The organism is Chryseobacterium sp. IT-36CA2, from assembly GCF_949767875.1.
In the GTDB taxonomy this organism is placed as follows: domain Bacteria; phylum Bacteroidota; class Bacteroidia; order Flavobacteriales; family Weeksellaceae; genus Chryseobacterium.
This window is the reverse complement of record NZ_CATKPG010000023.1, coordinates 1-16,213: the sequence shown is the minus strand read 5'-3', so window position 1 is coordinate 16,213 and position 16,213 is coordinate 1. Positions and strand designations below refer to the sequence as shown.

11 protein-coding genes are annotated in these 16,213 nt (G+C 36.6%); 9 read left to right on the top strand and 2 right to left on the bottom strand.

What is annotated here, in order from left to right; all coding sequences use genetic code 11:
• The first annotated feature begins 31 nt into the window (after nt 1-31).
• The 3 genes from ACM6F9_RS17025 (at nt 32) to ACM6F9_RS17015 (ending at nt 8,794) form a co-directional block, all read left to right on the top strand.
• On the top strand, nt 32-2,392 hold the full coding sequence (locus ACM6F9_RS17025) for a choice-of-anchor L domain-containing protein (protein ID WP_414846816.1): 2,361 nt from the start codon (nt 32-34) through the stop codon (nt 2,390-2,392).
• Nucleotides 2,393-2,570: 178 nt separating this feature from the next.
• Nucleotides 2,571-6,149 carry a choice-of-anchor L domain-containing protein gene (locus tag ACM6F9_RS17020; RefSeq protein WP_414846815.1) on the top strand — a complete coding sequence of 1,193 codons (3,579 nt, stop codon included), beginning with the start codon at nt 2,571-2,573 and terminating at the stop codon, nt 6,147-6,149.
• 287 nt (nt 6,150-6,436) lie between these two features.
• The gene (locus ACM6F9_RS17015) at nt 6,437-8,794 is read left to right on the top strand and encodes a choice-of-anchor L domain-containing protein (protein WP_414846814.1); all 2,358 of its coding nucleotides are present in this window, start codon (nt 6,437-6,439) and stop codon (nt 8,792-8,794) included.
• Nucleotides 8,795-8,924: 130 nt separating this feature from the next.
• Here the strand turns inward: ACM6F9_RS17015 and rsmA are convergent, their stop codons facing one another.
• Nucleotides 8,925-9,695: a 16S rRNA (adenine(1518)-N(6)/adenine(1519)-N(6))-dimethyltransferase RsmA gene (rsmA, locus tag ACM6F9_RS17010; protein WP_414846813.1), complete on the bottom strand. Its 771-nt coding sequence runs from the start codon at nt 9,693-9,695 to the stop codon at nt 8,925-8,927.
• Between the two features lie 91 nt (nt 9,696-9,786).
• On the opposite strand from rsmA, the gene ACM6F9_RS17005 reads away from it, so the two are divergent.
• The 5 genes from ACM6F9_RS17005 (at nt 9,787) to rluF (ending at nt 13,416) form a co-directional block, all read left to right on the top strand.
• Nucleotides 9,787-10,686: a cell division protein FtsX gene (locus tag ACM6F9_RS17005; RefSeq protein ID WP_414846812.1), complete on the top strand. Its 900-nt coding sequence runs from the start codon at nt 9,787-9,789 to the stop codon at nt 10,684-10,686.
• Nucleotides 10,687-10,688: 2 nt separating this feature from the next.
• The gene (locus ACM6F9_RS17000) at nt 10,689-10,985 is read left to right on the top strand and encodes a DUF3098 domain-containing protein (RefSeq protein WP_185126234.1); all 297 of its coding nucleotides are present in this window, start codon (nt 10,689-10,691) and stop codon (nt 10,983-10,985) included.
• Between the two features lie 113 nt (nt 10,986-11,098).
• Complete coding sequence (locus tag ACM6F9_RS16995) at nt 11,099-11,917, top strand: undecaprenyl-diphosphate phosphatase (protein WP_121487196.1); 819 nt, start codon at nt 11,099-11,101, stop codon at nt 11,915-11,917.
• 21 nt (nt 11,918-11,938) lie between these two features.
• Nucleotides 11,939-12,637, top strand: a complete 699-nt coding sequence (gene truB, locus ACM6F9_RS16990) for a tRNA pseudouridine(55) synthase TruB (protein WP_414846811.1) — start codon at nt 11,939-11,941, stop codon at nt 12,635-12,637.
• Nucleotides 12,638-12,693: 56 nt separating this feature from the next.
• Complete coding sequence (rluF, locus tag ACM6F9_RS16985) at nt 12,694-13,416, top strand: 23S rRNA pseudouridine(2604) synthase RluF (protein WP_414846810.1); 723 nt, start codon at nt 12,694-12,696, stop codon at nt 13,414-13,416.
• A 65-nt stretch (nt 13,417-13,481) separates the two neighbouring features.
• On the opposite strand, the gene ACM6F9_RS16980 is transcribed toward rluF, so the two are convergent.
• Entirely contained in the window at nt 13,482-14,744 is a 1,263-nt protein-coding gene (locus ACM6F9_RS16980) for a hypothetical protein (protein WP_414846809.1), read from the bottom strand.
• A gap of 371 nt (nt 14,745-15,115) precedes the next feature.
• Between ACM6F9_RS16980 and ACM6F9_RS16975 the strand changes: the two genes are divergently transcribed.
• On the top strand, nt 15,116-16,213 hold a 1,098-nt coding region (locus tag ACM6F9_RS16975), incomplete at its 3' end, for a T9SS C-terminal target domain-containing protein (RefSeq protein WP_414846808.1).

Genomic DNA, 16,213 nt, shown 5'->3' with positions numbered 1-16,213 from the left:
TTTTTGCTACATTTGAACAAATGAAAACAAAATGTTAATCTATAGACTAAAAAACTATTTTTTCCTTTTTTCTTTTTTATTGATTTCTGTTTCTGCATTTTCTCAAACGAGGCCAGTCAGAAAATCAGAGAAGATAAAGCCTTCTGCCGCCGCTCTTAGGGCTGGCGCATTTATAGATGTGAATGTACCTCCCTATACACCATCAAACTACACTCCCGAGCAATTGGTGAAGAATATTTTGATCAATGGTGGTACCAACTGTACAACAGCCAACGTTACCAATGTTACCGTATCTCCAAATCACGATGTGACAAACAGCAACAGATTTTGGGGATATTTTCATAAAGGAACTACAAACTTTCCTTTTACTGATGGTATCGTTCTGACTACAGGATATGCCTCAGAAGCAGGTAATAGCTATGTAGCTGCTGTTGGGCAGTCAACAGGAACGGGAAGTGATGCAGATCTTGTAACAGCTACCGGAGCTACGGTGAGTTTAACAGATGCTGTAGCACTTGAATTTGATTTTGTCCCGAATTCCAACCAGGTAAAATTTAATTATATATTCGTTTCAGATGAATATACTTCCAATTATCCTTGTACCGGATATTCTGATGCATTTGCACTTTTGCTGAAGAAAGTGGGTGATCCTACGTATACTAACCTTGCCATATTGCCAGGAGGTGCAGGACCTGTAAGTGCCACCAATATTGTTCCTGCAGGAAACGGATTCAGCTGTGGACCTATTAATGCAGGGTATTTCGGGGCACTGGCCAATCCGCACCTGGTTATTAATTATTTTGGTAGAACAACACCGTTAACTGCAATTGCAGATGTAATTCCGGGACAAACCTATCATTTTAAAATGGTATTGGCAGATGCGAAAGACTCTTCCCATGATTCTGCAGTATTCCTGGAAGGTGGATCTTTTGACGTAGGAATCAAGATTGTAGATGAAACAGGAGTCGTTTTACCAGGCAGCATCAACATGTGTGACAATACACCAAAACAGTTGAAAGCTCAGGTAGCAGCAATTCCGGGTATGACTTACCAATGGTATAAAGATGGAGTAGCTATTCCGGGAGCAACCAATGCTGTTTATATTGCTAACCAGCCAGGAGTATATACTGTTAAAGTAATGGTTCCCGGGAATCAATGTCCTAGTGAGGCAACTATCACCATTATCGGTGGAACAAGTCCAACCGTACAGAATGCTGAACTTAAGCTTTGTACAACACCTACTGTTACTACCTTTAATTTAGAAACAGCAAAACCTCTGATCAGTACAACACAGGGAGCGGTATTCCGTTTCTATGCCAATCAGGCTGATGCACAGGCTCAGAATAATAGCTATATTACCAATCTGACTAATTATACGGGAACAGACGGGCAGATATTATATGTGCTGGTTTCCAATGGTGCGTTTTGTAGTAAAATAGCAACTTTAACATTAAGAAAAGAAGAAACACCAACAGCTTTAGTAACAGCTCCAAGATTAAAAATTTGTGCCGGAGAATCTGTATTGCTGACTGCTACTGGTGGAGTAACATACCAATGGGCTGATTCTGCAGGTACTACCGGAGGAATAAGAACGGTAAGCCCTACCCAAACCACTACCTATACAGTATATGCTATCGGAGCCCAGGGATGTAAATCTTTACAGCCTGCACGTATTACAATTGAAGTGGTACCAGCTATTGTTTCCAACTTAAAAGGTGGGCATATCTGTCAGGGTGATAAAATTATCTTAGATGCAGGTTCAGGACCCAATTATACTTACCAGTGGAGTAGTGGTGAAACAAGCCAGAGCATCACGGTAGGAACTCCGGGAGAATACTCAGTAATAATCAGCAATGGAGTATGTTCTAAAGAATTCAAAACACAGGTTATTAAAGCGGTAATCCCTGAAGTGATAAAAGTGGATTACAATGATAAAGGTACAATGATTATTACTGCAAGTAATCCAAGTAACGGTATCCTGGAATATTCAGTAGATAATGGCGTTACATGGCAGTCTTCCAATGTATTTAACAATGTGCCTAAAAATAAAGTTATTGCCATCAGGGTAAGAGTGAAATTTACAAGTTGTGTAGGCTTCCTTGAGTTCTTTACATTCGTGATGAAAAACGTTATTACGCCAAACGGAGATAATATTAATGATATTATTGATTTCAGCGGAGTGGTTAATTATAAAGACTTCAGTGGGCAAGTTTTCGACCGATACGGAAGAGAAGTGTTCAAAGCAACGAAGATAACACCATATTGGGATGGATATTTCCAAGGTAAAAAATTACCTACCTCCACGTATTGGTATCAGGTAACTTTCGAAGACCCTGCGAGTAAGGAAATTACAGTAAAAACCGGATGGATATTGCTTAAAAATATAGAATAATTTAAACCATATTAAACGATAATAGAAAGACTGGCTATTTTGTCAGTCTTTTTTTATTGTTTTAAAATAAACAAAGTTGATATTCTAACATAAATAAACTTGCGTTAGTAATAATGTAAATTGTGTTAACTTGAATTTCAATCAAAAAAAATAGTATTTTTGTTTAAAATAATATAAAATGTTAAATAGGAGGAGAGGAAATTTATTTTTAGCGTTATTTTTAGCTTTCTTAGGGAACTTTGTTTTGGGTCAAAATAAAGGAAGGGTAGAAATTGCTGCAAAACCTAAAGCTGCTTCTTTGAGAGCTGGTGTCTTTATAGATGTGAATGCACCAAGTTACCCGGAATCCGGCTATCCTATAACCCAACTGGTCAAAGATGTTCTTATATCAGGAGGTACCTGTACCAATTCAAGTGTAAGCAATGTAACTGTATCTCCCAATTTACCTGCTACCAATCAGAACCGGAGCTGGGGATATTTCAATAAATCAAACACCAATTTCCCATTTAGTAAAGGGATTATACTTTCAACCGGATATGCCAACAAAGCAGGAAATACTTTCCAGGGTGCTTTAAGTGATGATCTGGGAACAGGAGGAGATGTAGATTTGGCAAATGCATTGGGAATTGCTAATTCCAACCTGAATAATGCAACATCCATAGAGTTTGACTTTGTGGCAGCTTCCACCGAAATTACTTTCAGATATTTGTTTGCTTCAAAAGAATATCAGCAAAATTTCCCATGTACCATTACAGATGGTTTTGCTTTGCTGCTAAAAAAAGCAACTGATCCTACTTATACCAACCTTGCAGTACTTCCGGCGGGAGCTGGACCTGTAAGTGTTACCAATATTCACCCGCAGTATCAAAATTGCGGACCTAAAAATGAAGCCTATTATGGAGGAACCAATACCGCTCAGATAGAAACCAATTTTAATGGACGTACTATTCCTCTTACCGCAAAAGCAACTGTAATTCCTGGAGAAATCTACCACTTTAAAATTGTCCTTGCTGATTATCAGGATCCCAACTTTGATTCTGCTGTATTTTTAGAAGCTGGGTCATTCGATATTGGAGTGAAAATTCTCGATCCGGCAGGAGTGCAGCTTCCTGCATCTGTAAATATGTGTGATAATACTCCACAGACTTTTACGGCTTCAGTTCAGGGAGCTAATATAACCTATCAATGGTATTTGGGAGCCAATCCTATTCCGGGAGCTACCAATGCAAGTTATACAGCAACAGCGCCAGGGGTATATACCGTTAAAGTTTTTATTCAGGGAAATTCCTGCCCGGGAGAAGCAACTATTACAGTGGTTGGCGGAACATCTCCTACGGTACAGAATGCTACATTAACAGCTTGTTATGCTGCCGGAAATGCTACATTTAATTTAACATCAGCACAGGCTTCAATAAGTACCACTCCGGGAGCTGTGTTTTCATATTATACTCTATTGGCAGATGCTAATGCCGGAAATACAAATACAATTCCTAATCCAACAGCTTATCAAAGTGCAGGCGGAACAGTGTATGTAAGAGTAGCCAACGGTTTTTGTGCTAAAGTAGCTGAACTGCAGTTGGTAAAAGCTCCACAAATGATACCTACTATTGCTCCTCCGATAGTGCTAACTTGTGCCAATTCTCAGACTACACTGGATGCATCAGCTTCAGTTTATCCTACAGGTGCTACATTCAACTGGACCACTACAGGAGGAAATATTGTTTCAGGAGGTACTACCTTAAACCCTGTAATTAATGCGGCAGGAACTTATACATTAACGATAACAAAAGTTTACCAGCCCGGAAATCTTAGCTGTACAGCGGTAGGTACTGTAACTGTAACAGGAAACAGTGCACCGCCGGTTACCGGACTTGTAGCAAGTAAAATAAAAATCTGTAAAGGAGACTCTACAACACTTACGGCTTCAGGTGGGACTACCTATAACTGGGGTAATGGTCTTACCGGAAATGGAAATACACAGGTTGTTTCACCTACCGTTACAACTACTTATACAGTAACAGCAGTAGGAGCCAATGGCTGTGCTTCTCAAAACCCGGCAACCATAACAATTGAAGTATCAGAACCTTTTACAGCACAAAACGCAACATTGCATAAGTGTTATCAGCCAGGATTAGCTTTTAATCTTACAGAAGCGCAACCTCAGATTACAACTGCTGCAGGGGTTACCTTTACGTACTATATCAATCAGGCGGATGCCAATGCTGCCAACGGAAACTTTATCGCGAATCCTACAGCATATACACCACCTGCAAACCAGACAATTTATGTGTTGGTAAGCAATGGAGGGTGTAGTTATGTAGTCTCTCTTCAATTAATAAAAACAGCTGAAACTACTCTTACGATTGCTGCACCGCAAACAATTACCTGTACAACTCCTCAGATAACGATTAATGCTTCTGCATCTGTTGTGCCTGCAGGATCTACCATTACCTGGACAACAACAGGAGGAACGATTGTATCAGGAGGTAATACCCTTACGCCTGTAGTGAGTGCAGGAGGTACTTATACATTAACTGTTACGAATGTTTCACAACCTGGAAATTTAAGCTGTACTTTCACTTCAACAGTGACAGTTCAGGAAGATAAAGTAAAACCAGTGGCTGCTGTTGTTTCATCACAGCCTCGTATTTGTATAGGAGAATCTGTAACATTAACGGCTTCCGGAGGAGTAACCTATAACTGGGGGAATGGTCTTACCGGAAACGGAAATACTCAGGTTGTTTCGCCTACTGTGACTACAACCTATACGGTATTTGCAGTGGGAGCTAACGGTTGTATTTCTGCAACTGCAGCTAGCGTAACAGTTCAGGTAGGTCCACCTATTGCAGGACTTACCGCATCAAAATTAAAAATCTGTGAAGGAGAATCTGTGACATTGACTGCTTCGGGTGGAATTACTTATAATTGGATAGGTCTTACCGGAAATGGAAATACTCAGGTTGTTACACCTACAGCAACAACAGAATATTCAGTATATGCATTGGGAGGAAACGGATGTAGTTCCGTGGATCCTGCAAAAGTAACCATTCAAGTAGTTCCTGCAATTGTCTCTACTTTAAAAGATGTATTTGTATGTGCTGGAGATAAAGGAACTCTTGATGCAGGTTCAGGACTGAATTATACATATCTATGGAGTACGGGGGCAACCACTCAAACGATAACTACTAATATCCCGGGAACGTATTCTGTAACGATCAGTAATGGTACTTGTTCCAAAACGTTTTCTGCTCAGCTAATCAATCCTGATCTGCCGCAGTTTACCAATGTAGTTTATGACAATCATATTCTTACCCTTACGGCAAGCAATCCTACAGGAGGAGTTTTGGAATACTCATTAGACGGAGGATTAACCTGGCATTCATCTAATGTATTTACAGGTATTTTAAATAATACAATGTATACTTTGATGGTAAGAGTTGTAGGTGCTAAATGTGGTACTTCTCTGGATTATTTTACAATCGTTATCAGCAATGCCATTACCCCTAACATGGATGGTGTAAATGATACCATAGATTTCACAGGAATCAGCGGGTATAAAGATTTTGCAGCTTCTATCTTCGACAGATACGGAGCTGAAGTATTCAAGGCAAGTAAAGGGAATGTTATATGGACAGGATCTTTAAAAGGGATCAATCTTCCTACAGCTACTTATTGGTATAGAGTACAGTGGGAAAACCCAGCAAGTAAGAAATTGGAACAGCGCTCAGGCTGGATTCTTTTAAAGAATAGAAATTAGAAATTCTTGAAATAAAAAATAAACAACAAAATCTTTCAGCAATGAAAGATTTTGTTGTTTTTAAGAATATAAGTTATCGCGTTTTGTGAATTATTTAAAATTGATGATAAATATGCTAAAACAATTGATAATACAATGCTACCACATTGTGTAGGGTTTGAACGGATAGGGATTGATTAACGAAAATTGACCGTAAAAGGTACATATTTTGTTTTTTTGTTGTAAAAAATGCAAATATGTATATGAGATATTTAAAAAAAAATTAAATTTGTTGAAACAAAAATATTATGAGAAGATATCTACCGCTTTGTTTATTTTTTTTAGTCACCTCGACTTTTTTATTTTCACAAAATCTTACTCCAAGGAAACCGGTAAAGAAAACCAGTTCCACCCTGTCCAGAAGAGCAGGAGCTTTTATTGACGTGAATGCACCGTCATACCCAGAGTCCAGTTATACTATTGAGAAAATGGTAAAAGATGTATTGATTTCATCCGGAACCAATACCTGTCTGACTCCCAATGTATCGAATGTGAAGATTACTCCTAATCATGCTGCAAGTGATGCCAACAGAGCCTGGGGATATTTTCATAAAGCCACAACCAATTTCCCTTTTAAAGATGGGCTTATTCTTTCTACAGGATATGCAAGAAGAGCTGGTAATGCTTTTGAAGACGGTCTTAACGATACCAATGGTGGAGGATCAGATGCTGATCTTGCACAGGTAATTGGAGTAGTGGAAAGCAGACTGAATGATGCTGTTCTATTGGAATTTGACTTTGTACCTACGACCAGTCAAATTAAATTCAACTATCTTATCGCATCAGAAGAATATACTGGTTCATTCCCTTGTACCTTTGCAGATGCATTTGCAATCTTACTTAGACCTACTTCAGGAGGACCTTATGTGAATATGGCCGTACTTCCGGGAGGTGCAGGACCAGTAAGTATTACAAATATCCACCCAGCAATCGGATCTAGTTGTGGTGCAGTAAATGAACAATATTTTGCAGGTTACAACACAGGTAACGTTGAAACCAATTTTAATGGAAGAACAATTCCATTGACTGCTATAGCAACAGTAGTAGCAGGACAGCAATACCACTTTAAAATGGTAATTGCCGATTACAGTGACCACAGTTATGACTCTGCCGTATTTTTGGAAGGGGGATCTTTCAATATTGGTGTAGATCTTTTGGATCCTGCCGGAACAAAGTTACCTTCTGATATTAACGTTTGTGATAATGTACCTCAGGTAATTACTGCTTCAGTAAATGATCCAAACCTAGTCTATCAATGGTATTTTAACGGTGCTCCGGTACCTAATGCCACTACCAATACTATTACGGCCGTACAACCGGGTACTTATACGATTGAAGTAAGTGTTCCGGGAAATCCATGTCCTGGTAAAGCTACTATCCAGATTCACGGAGGAACAACTCCTCAGGCTCAGGATGCAACATTATTGCTTTGTACTACACCGGATATTACTACTTTTGATTTAAGTACCATTATGCCTACCATCAGCCCGACACCGGGAGCAATTTTTAAATTCTACGAAAATCAGGCAGATGCAGTTGCACAGAATGGTAATTATATTCAAACTCCATTAAACTATAACGGTAATGATGGCCAGATCCTTTATGTTCTTGTTTCCAATGGTGGTTTCTGTAGTAAAATAGTTGAACTTACATTGCAGAAAGAGGTAACCCCAACGGCTACAGTAAAATCTTCCAGAATAAAAATATGTCCGGGAGAATCTGTAACCCTCACCGCTGACGGAGGAGCTACTTATCAATGGAGCAACTTTATGGGAACGGGTAATACACAGACCGTTACCTTATATCAGACAACAACCTTTACCGTATATGCGCTTGGACCAAAAGGATGTAAATCTCTTAATCCGGCAACCATAAGAATTGAAGTTACACCGGAAATCACTTCACCATTACAAGATGTTGAAATGTGTATTGGTGATAAAGTGACTCTTGATGCAGGAGCTGGACAAGGTTATAAATACCTTTGGAGTACAGGAGCAACAACACAGAAAATTGTTGTAGACCAATGGGGTATTTATTCCGTAGAAATTGATAACGGTATCTGTAAGAAAGTTTTCGAGGCAAAAGTACTGGGTGCAGCTACTCCTTTCGTTACTGCTATAAGTTATGAAAGTATCAAGAAGACAGTAACAATTACGGCTGAAAACCCGCCTATGAACAATACACCAAGTACTTTAGAGTATTCTATTGATAATGGAATCACATGGCAGGCTTCAAACGTATTTGCTAATCTTTTAGATAATACAAACTATACTGTTTTAGTAAGAAGAGTAGGAACACATTGTGTCGGATCCCTTGAATTCTTTACATTACAGATTAATAACATTATTACTCCGAATGAAGACGGAATCAATGATGTACTGGATCTTAAAGCTCTTGGAGACTTTAAAAACTTTACAGGTTCTGTGTATGACAGATATGGAGTAGAGATGTTCAGATTCTCGAAAGAAAATCCTATCTGGGACGGAACAGTAGGAGGTAAGAGACTTCCAACAGCTACATACTGGTATAAGTTCAATTTTGAGTATCCAAAATCAAAAGCTCAAATGAACTGGTCAGGATGGATCATGCTGAAAAACAGAAACTAGAATTGATAATGTAATATAAAAGAAAGCCTTTCAAATTTTATTTTGAAAGGCTTTCTGCTTTTAATAAATAGTATTTTAAGCCAATAAAAAAGCTCCTAAGTTAGGAGCTTTTGTTTATTTCTATGGATGCTTATTGATTTTCTTTCCAAAGATTGGCAAAATGTATAAAATCTGTTACACTTAATTCTTCCGCTCTTTTGTCTAAAAATTCATGTCCTTTCAATGCTTCAGGAATGTTTAAGGATTTCAATGCATTAGAAAGTTTTTTTCTTCTTTGATTGAATCCTGTTTTTACAATCTGCTTAAAGAGAACTTCATTACCTGCAAGACCTTCTTTCGGGTTTCTTGTAAGCCTGATCACTCCGGATTTAACTTTTGGAGGAGGATTGAAGACGTTCTCGTGTACTGTAAACATATAGGACACATCATAATAGGCCTGTATCAGTACAGAAAGAATACCGTAATCTTTAGTTCTCGGAACGGCTGCTGTTCTTTCTGCTACTTCTTTCTGAAACATTCCTACCATTTCCGGGATCAGTTCATAATGATCTACAATCTTAAAAAGGATTTGTGATGAGATGTTATACGGGAAATTTCCAATAATGGCAATCTGATCATTTTTGAGAAAACTGAAGTCCTGCTTCAGGAAATCACCTACAAAAGTATCTTCAGTAACCTTTGTATAATTGTTTTTCAGGTATTCAATAGATTCTGTATCTATTTCTGCAAGGTAAATGTTCTGCTCCTTTTCAAGAAGATATTTGGTAAGAACTCCCATTCCGGGACCTACTTCCATGATATTGTTATAGTTCTCAAAACTAAGACCTTCTACGATTTTTCTTGCGATGTTTTCATCTGTCAGGAAGTGCTGTCCAAGATGTTTTTTTGCTTTTACACTCAAGGTTTTTTATGATTTTATTAACAGTGATTTTCTTTATTTCGTCCCAAATTTCGGAAGATTTTTTCTATTTTAGCCAAAAATTTTAATATTAATGGCTAAATCTGTAGATGAATTTAATAAGAAAAGGCTTCGGTCCAGCAATATTACAGTAGTGATAAGTATTGCCTTAGTGTTATTTTTGTTAGGATTAATGGGGCTTATTCTGATTAATGCCCAGAAGTATTCTGACTATATCAAAGAACAGTTGGTGGTGAACGCCTACTTTGATGAAAACTATGATGCTAAAGATTCTGTAAAAATTGCAAAACTGGAGGAAGAAACTTTTAAAAAAGTACAGTTATTAGCTCCTGTAAAAAAAGCAACCTATATTTCAAGGGATATGGCAGCTAAAGAAGCCAAAAAAACGATGGGAATAGACAGTGATGCATTGTTCGAAGAAAATATCTTCCCATCTTCAATTGAAGTTGCTTTAAAACCAGAATTCGTAGATCCGGCAAAAATTGATCAAGCAATTAAAGAGATAAAATCTGTTCCAGGGATTATAGATGTTAAAAATGACAGTACCTTGATGGTGGATGTTTATAATAACCTGAGCAGAATCTTAAAGTGGATCTTAGGATTTTCAATACTATTCCTGGTATTGGCGGTTGTATTGATTAATAACTCTATTCGTCTGAAAATATTCTCGAAGAGATTTATTATTAAAACAATGCAGCTTGTAGGAGCGAAAAGAAGATTTATCCTTAAACCTTTCATTGTAGAAGCTATTATTTTAGGAGCTATTGGTTCCGTAATTGGTCTTCTTGCATTAGGAGGAGTTTGGTATTACTTCACAAGTCAGATTGGTTCTGCTTTCGTGCAGGATAATAATCAGTACTTCTGGTTGATTATCTTAGTATTGGGAGTGGGTATCTTTATTTCTGTCTTAAGTACCATTTTCGCTACATGGAGATTCTTAAAATCAAACGTTGACGATTTATATTACTCTTAACAATGAGCAAAAAAACAAATAAAATTTCCGCTTCAGACTTTGGGCATGAAGCAGAAGTACCTCAGGAAAACGCTTTCTATTTTGGACAGCAGAATTTCAAATGGATGCTGATAGGATTGGCATTCATTGTAGTAGGATTTCTACTGATGATGGGTCCGGATGCCAATACGGTAGATGGTAAATTTGATCCAAACTCATGGAATGACGGTATCTTTTCTATCAGAAGAATCAGAATAGCACCTCTGTTTGTTGTTATAGGATTTGTAATAGAAGTGTACGCGATCTTAAAAAGAAAATAAATAAAATAATTTTATTTAAGGATTAAAAAATTTAAGAATTGAAAGATTCAAGCCAATAAGCCAATCTTTTTTAATTCTTAAATTTTTTAATCTTTTTAATTTTTTAAAAGAATATGGATTTAATCAAAGCAATTATTATTGCCATTGTAGAGGGGTTAACAGAATATCTTCCAATTTCTTCTACCGCACACATGGGATTTACTGCAAATCTTATGGGATTAGAGGAAACAGAATTTTTAAAAATGTTTCAGGTTTCTATTCAATTTGGAGCTATTTTATCTGTTGTTGTAGCATACTGGAAAAAGTTTTTTGACTTAAACAATATTCAGTTCTATTTTAAACTGGCTTTTGCTGTAGTTCCGGCATTGGTTCTAGGGTATTTATTTGACGATAAAATTGAAGCTGTACTTGGAAATCAGATTGCTATTTCTTCCGTATTGGTTTTAGGGGGTGTTGTTTTACTGTTTGCTGACAAATGGTTTAAGAACCCTAAAATTGACGATGAAAAGGGAATTACCATAAGAAAAGCTGTTACTATTGGTTTCTGGCAGTGTCTTGCAATGATGCCGGGGACGAGCCGTAGTGCCGCTTCTATTATTGGAGGGATGGCGCAGGGACTTACCAGAAAAGCTGCTGCAGAATTCTCTTTTTTCCTTGCAGTACCAACAATGCTTGCTGTAACGGTATACTCAGTTTTTGTGAAAACCTGGGGAAAAGAAACACCAAATCCACAAAAAGGATATGAAATGATTATGGCTTCACAGGATCATATTATGATCTTTGTGGTTGGGAATATTGTTGCATTTATTGTTGCACTTATTGCTATCAAGGCATTCATTGGAGTGCTTAATAAATATGGATTCAAACCTTGGGGCTGGTACCGTATTTTTGTTGGAGTTGCCTTGTTGATTTATTTTTATTTCTTTAAATAAGAAAGTACATTACACCCATTCATGACTGCTGAAGAACTGAAATCAGGATACATTTTTTTATTGGATAAGCCTTTGGACTGGACTTCCTTCCAGGCTGTCAATAAAATGAAATATAAACTTAAAAGGGAATTTGATCTTCCTAAAAAATTTAAAATAGGACATGCCGGGACCTTAGATCCCAGAGCTACAGGCCTTCTTATTGTCTGCTGTGGAAAATTCACAAAGAAAATTCCTGAGATTCAGGATGCTCCCAAAGAATATTGGACAGAGATCAAAATTGGAGTACAGACAGAATCCTATGATACAGAAAAACCTGAAATCCTTCAACAGGATATCTCTCATATTACTGAGGAACAGGTAAGAGATGTGCTGGAAAAATTTGTTGGAGAAATTGAACAAAAACCACCGGTTTACTCAGCCATTAAAATTGATGGTGAAAGGGCCTACAACCTTGCAAGAGCAGGAGAGGAAGTAGAAATGAAGGCAAGAAAAACAACCATTCATTATATTAAAGATATTAAAATTGATTTTCCTTTGATAAGCTTTATGGTAGGTTGTTCAAAAGGGACTTATATAAGAAGCCTGGCTCATGATATCGGACAGGAATTGGGAGTGGGAGCTTATCTGACCCAGTTAAGACGTACAAAAATTGGAGACTATGCTATTGAAGATGCTACAGATCAGTTCTTGAATAATGAGTACAGATTTGAAGGTCTATAAAATAAAATTATCCCGATTTTCAGCAATAAAAATTATCCCGGTTACGGAAAAGACTAATGGAAAAAACGCGTATCAATAAATATTTATCAGAAGTAGGATACTGTTCAAGAAGGGCGGCAGATAAGCTTTTGGAAGAAGGTAGAATCAAAATAAATGGGAAAGTTCCTGAGCTGGGAACGAAAGTTTCAGATGAAGATCTGGTAGAAGTAGACGGAAAACCAATCAGAGAACCGCAGGAAAAACCATTATATATTGCTTTTAATAAGCCGGTAGGAATCGTATGTACTACAGACACCAAACGCGAAAAAAATAATATTGTAGACTATATCAATCACCCGAAAAGAATTTTTCCTATCGGAAGACTGGATAAACCCAGTGAAGGCCTTATTCTCTTAACGAATGACGGAGATATTGTCAATAAAATTCTGAGAGCCCGAAACAATCACGAGAAAGAATATATTGTTCGTGTAGATAAACCTATCACTCCTAGATTTTTGGAAAAAATGAGAAACGGTGTTCCCATTCTGGATACTGTAACCAAAAAATGTGAAGTGGAGAAAATTGATGAAATGAATTTCAGAATTGTTCTTACTCAAGGGCTGAACAGACAAATCCGAAGAATGTGCGAATATCTTGGTTATGAAGTAAAAAAACTGAAAAGAATCCGTATCATGAACATTAAACTTGATCTCCCAGTCGGAAAATGGAGAGATCTTACTGAAGATGAAATGAATACCTTGAATACTTTGCTTTCAGATTCCAGTAAAACAATAGACTAGTTTAGTCAACAAATAATAATTGGAAGTTGAGGATTTTAAAATAATCCTCAACTTTTAATCCTCAATTATTTAATATATAATCTCATTCTTTCTTCATATTCAGGTTTCAATTTTAAAAGTTTCCATATTTTTTTATCATCGGGATTGCTAATTCTGTAGAAAATAATTTTGTCCGCGGAATATTTGAAATAGGGGTGATTCTTAAGCCAGTCTTCAGGAGCGTCTACCAAAGAATATTTTGGAACATCTGAAGTATTCAATGGTGCTATTGAAATTAGTTTTTGAACAAGATTCTGATCAATATTGTAAGTACTTAAAATTTGCTGTTTGTTCATAAAACCTCCCAGTTTCTTTCTGAAACCAATGATTGAACCCGCACTTCTTTCATCCAGACCGAATTCTATAAGCTGTTTGAAAGTAATTGTATTAAGATCTGTTTTCGAAAAATCAGTTTTTTCCTGCTGTTTTTCTTGAAGCTTAATATAAGGTTTCATTTCCTGGAATTTCTCTGATGAGATCACAAAGCATTTTTGAAGATCTTCTATACTTTTAAAACTTCCCCGCAAATTTCTATCCCGGTAATTGACGATGGTGTTACTCTGTTTTTCAGAAAAACCAAGGGCTTTCCATCCATCTAAATCCAATAGATTAGGATCAAAAGTATGATATTGAACCTTAGTTTTAGCCGTACTATTTTTTGCGAAATTTCTGAAATTTTCAGGAGTCTTTTCTGGTAACAATAAGTAAGACTGAAGTCTACTGTAATTTTCCGGTGAAATAATAAAACACTCTTTAAATTTTTCCTTACTGATAAAGCTTCCTCCTAAATAGTTTTTATACTTTAAAATGGCTTCCGCCTGTTTTTCACTGAAGCCTATTTTGAGCCAGTCGTTGACTGAAAATCGATCTGGATTGAATTTTCCTGCAACAGTAAGTTCTTTTTTACCAATTTTATTAAAATCTTTTGATTTATCTCCTCCAGTCATCTCAGGAAGTAATATAAACGATTTCAATTCACTGAATTTTTCATCAGAAATAGCATAACATTTTTTTAACTGCTCTTTGGATGTAAATTTTCCACCCAATATATCCTTGTAATTGAGAATAGTAGCAGTCTGTTTCTCTGAAAAGCCTAGTTTCTGCCATTGTTTTTTATCCAGTGTATTAGGATCAAAATCTGAGACATTAGTAAATGTAGAAGTGCTTGAAATGAATTTTACATCAGGGAAAGGTTCTTTTTCCCGACTGGTATATTTTTGATAGGCAAATAAAATAGTCAGCAATGTGATCATAAATGCCAATTTCCGGTAATAGTTTTTTCTCATCATGTTGTAAACATATTAATAAAAGAAAAGCATTACAATAGTAGATAATGAAATGATTAAAGATTATTTTAAAATTATCAGTTATGGTTTAAAAGTTAATATAAAATTCTCTTTCGTGTGATGTAATTTCTTGATTGAGAATGAATATTGTGATTTTGCTTTCTTTACTTTTTATTTTTAATACGACAGGTTTTGTCGTGATACATAGATAATTTTGCATTAGAATAAAATGAATTTAATATAAAATAAGGAAGATTTGATTATTAATAGTATGATTTAAAGCATACCACATTAATTTAATTTTTAAGTCTTAAATAGTGTTAAATTTGCGGAGCTTCAATAAGCTAATTATTAACTCAGAAAACGACATTAACATGAGAAAATTTTATCTCGGTGCATTTACTATGTGCGCAGTTTTGGGCTTATCTGCACAGGAATTGATCTGGCAGAAAGATATCAAATCCTTTACACAGGATTTTCTAAGCCAGGTCACGACAACTATCGACCAGCAATATTTGATCACAGGAAGTTCTATACAGTCAGGAAGCGGGAAGCGGGAGGCTGGAAGTAAGCAGAATAATGGTTATGATTTTCATCTGGTAAAATTAAATCAGCAAGGTGAAGAAGTATGGGGAAAATATTTCTCCGGTCAGAATCATGATTATTTATCAGCGACAGTAACCACTCAGGATGGTGGATTTCTATTAGCCGGGACCTCTTATTCAGGAAAGGGATTGGATAAAAAAGAGGATTCCAAAGGTGGATCAGATATCTGGCTGATCAGAATCAATGAATTTGGAGATGAGTTATGGCAGAAAACATTAGGAAGTTCTTCCGATGAAGAAGCAAGAGCTGTGATTCAAACTACAGATTTAGGATTCTTTGTTGCGGGCAACGTTCAAAGTTCTTTAAAAGGTTACGGTTCTAAAGATGTCTTGATCACAAAACTGGATAAAGACGGAAAAGAATTATCACAATTAATTTTAGGTGGAAAAGGTTTAGATGAAGTGGAAAAGATGATTCCAACAAAAGATGGCGGAGCATTACTGGGAATTTATTCCAGAAGTACATCTGTTAAAACAACTCATCAGCAATCAACGATCAATACAAATACTCCGTCTGACAGAACTGCAACTTATAACCTACTATCTGCAACTTCGAAACAAACTGAAAACTTCGGTGAAGGTGACTACTGGATCGTTAAGCTCGATAAAAACGGAAAAGTAGAATGGGAGAAGAACTTTGGAGGAAAAGGAGATGATCATATCAGAACCCTGGCATTAACTTCAAACGGATTCATCATTGGAGGAGAATCAAGATCAGAAAGATCAGGAAATAAAACGGTAGCTATTGAAGAAGGAACAGATCTTTGGCTGATTTCTTTAAATGAAAGAGGCGATGAACAGTGGCAGAAGTCCTACAATTTCAAAAACAGAGATATTCTGATGGGAATGAGCGTTCTGCATTCAGCA